Source organism: Campylobacter sp. (genome assembly GCF_017646085.1).
GTDB lineage: Bacteria > Campylobacterota > Campylobacteria > Campylobacterales > Campylobacteraceae > Campylobacter.
The window spans coordinates 1-2,044 of sequence record NZ_JAGCNF010000093.1 but is presented as its reverse complement, the minus strand read 5'-3'; the positions used below and the strand labels follow the sequence as shown (position 1 = coordinate 2,044).

Below are 2,044 nucleotides of genomic sequence, written 5' to 3'. Positions count from 1 at the left end.
TAGTAACAACTGTGATGAGCAATGCTGCTTTAGATGATCACTTAAGCAAACGCAAAATTGCCCTAAAACGCTCAAATGTCGGCGATAAATATGTATTAGAAATGATGAAAGATAATGGGATAAATTTTGGTGGCGAACAAAGCGGCCATATAATCTTTAGCGACTTTTCAAAAACCGGCGATGGTTTAGTCTCAGCACTTCAAGTTAGTGCATGCTTGCTAAAAAGCAGTAAAAAAGCTAGTGAAATCTTTGGAAAAATCAAACCATATCCACAAAAATTAACAAATTTAAAAATAGTACAAAAACGCCCACTTGATCAGATCAATGGAATAAAAGAGCTTGAATCCGAACTAGAAAAACTCCATATTAGATCACTATTTCGCTACTCTGGCACAGAGAACTTAATTAGACTACTCTTAGAGGGCAAGGATGAAAATCTAGTCGCTCAAAAGATGGAAGAGGTAGAAAAATTCTTTTTAAAAGCATTAAATGAATAGAGTATTTTTACGATTTTTAGGCTATTTTATTATAGTTTTTGCAGCTGATCAGCTAATTAAATGGCTATTTTTGCAAGGCTTTAGATGGCAAAGCGATTTTATTGATCTGGTGCTAGTTTACAATAAAGGCGTTGCATTTTCAATGTTAGCGTTTTTAGAGGGAAATTTAAAATATCTTCAGATTGCACTAATCACACTTTTAGCTATTTATCTAATTAAGCAAAAAGAGCTTTTAAAGTCGCACACAGCGGCTTTTGGTTTGATTTTAGGCGGTGGATGTTCTAATATTTTTGATAGATTCATACATCCAGGCGTAGTCGATTATATATTTTGGCATAAGTGGTTTGAATTTGCTGTGTTTAACTTTGCTGATATAATGATAAATTTGGGCGTAGCTATAATCTTGCTACAAACCTTAATCCAAAAAAAGGCAAAATAATGGGACGAAATATCTACATAGCCTATCTGCTGTGGTTTTTTCTATCAGCTTTTAGCGCTCATAGAATTTACTGCGGAAAGTTTTTAAGCGGAGTTATGCAGTTAGCACTATTTTGGATTGGAAGTGCTACGGCAATATTTTTAATTGGCTATATATTTTTAGGATTTTGGCTAATATGGTGGCTAATTGATGCTTTTTTGCTCCATGGCTGGGTGGTAAAAATAAACGAGATAAACGCATTGCAGCATAGTATTAGTGATATTAAAAATTTAGAAAATATAGAAAAACTTTACGAGCTTTACAAAAGTGGTGCTATAAATTACGAAGAGTATCTAAGGCAAAAAGATATGATTTTAAAAAATATTTAAATTCATTTATAAATCATATGCTAAACTTGCAAAAAATTTAAGGAGAAAATATGGAATACGAAACCTATTTATGGTTAAAATGGTTGCACTATGCTGCTTTTATATCGTGGATGGCGATGCTTTTTTATCTGCCTAGGCTATTTGTCTATCATGCTGAACATATCGCAAATAACGGCTTTTGTGATGTTGTAAAGATTCAAGAATCCAAACTATTTCATGGAATTGGCTGGATTGCGATGATTCTTACAATCGCATCTGGACTATTTATCTTAATTGGCGCTAAACCTGAACTAATGAAGCAAGGATATTTTCATATGAAGCTACTTTGTGTAGTGATTTTAGTGATTTATCATTTTAGTTTAGGATATTTTATGAAACAATTTAAAGAAAATCGCTGCACAAAAAGCGGAAAATTCTTTAGAATTTATAACGAAGTTCCGACAATAATTATGTTTGTGATTCTTTATGCTATGCTTGTAAAGGCAAATTTAGTATAAATTTTAAATTCAAGCCCAAAATTTATTCAAATTTAAGGCTTGAATTTGTATAATTCTATTCTTTTTAGCCAAAAAGGTTCTATAGCTCAGTTGGTAGAGCATCACCTTGACATGGTGGAGGTCACAGGTTCAAGTCCTGTTAGAGCCACCATTTAACGCTATTGTGCCTCGGTAGCTCAGCTGGTTAGAGCGCTGGTCTCATAAGCCGGAGGTCGGGAGTTCAAGTCTCCCCCTAGGCACCAT

3 protein-coding genes, 2 tRNA genes and 1 pseudogene are annotated in these 2,044 nt (G+C 33.8%); all 6 read left to right on the top strand.

Annotation, left to right across the window (positions count from 1 at the left end; all coding sequences use genetic code 11):
* Window positions 1-497: pseudogene (glmM, locus tag J6V67_RS04915) on the top strand (phosphoglucosamine mutase); the annotation flags it as partial.
* Window positions 490-936, top strand: coding sequence for a signal peptidase II (gene lspA / locus J6V67_RS04910; protein ID WP_291859589.1), 447 nt, complete (start codon window positions 490-492; stop codon window positions 934-936). The pseudogene glmM and the gene lspA, both read left to right, overlap by 8 nt.
* Window positions 936-1,304: an NINE protein gene (locus J6V67_RS04905; RefSeq protein ID WP_291859586.1), complete on the top strand. Its 369-nt coding sequence runs from the start codon at window positions 936-938 to the stop codon at window positions 1,302-1,304. Before lspA ends, J6V67_RS04905 begins: the two co-directional genes overlap by 1 nt.
* Before the next feature lie 50 nt (window positions 1,305-1,354).
* Window positions 1,355-1,801: a CopD family protein gene (locus tag J6V67_RS04900; protein WP_291859584.1), complete on the top strand. Its 447-nt coding sequence runs from the start codon at window positions 1,355-1,357 to the stop codon at window positions 1,799-1,801.
* A 75-nt stretch (window positions 1,802-1,876) separates the two neighbouring features.
* Window positions 1,877-1,952: transfer RNA gene (locus tag J6V67_RS04895), tRNA-Val, on the top strand.
* Window positions 1,953-1,966: 14 nt separating this feature from the next.
* A tRNA-Met gene (locus J6V67_RS04890) sits at window positions 1,967-2,043 on the top strand.
* The last annotated feature ends 1 nt before the right edge of the window (window position 2,044 follow it).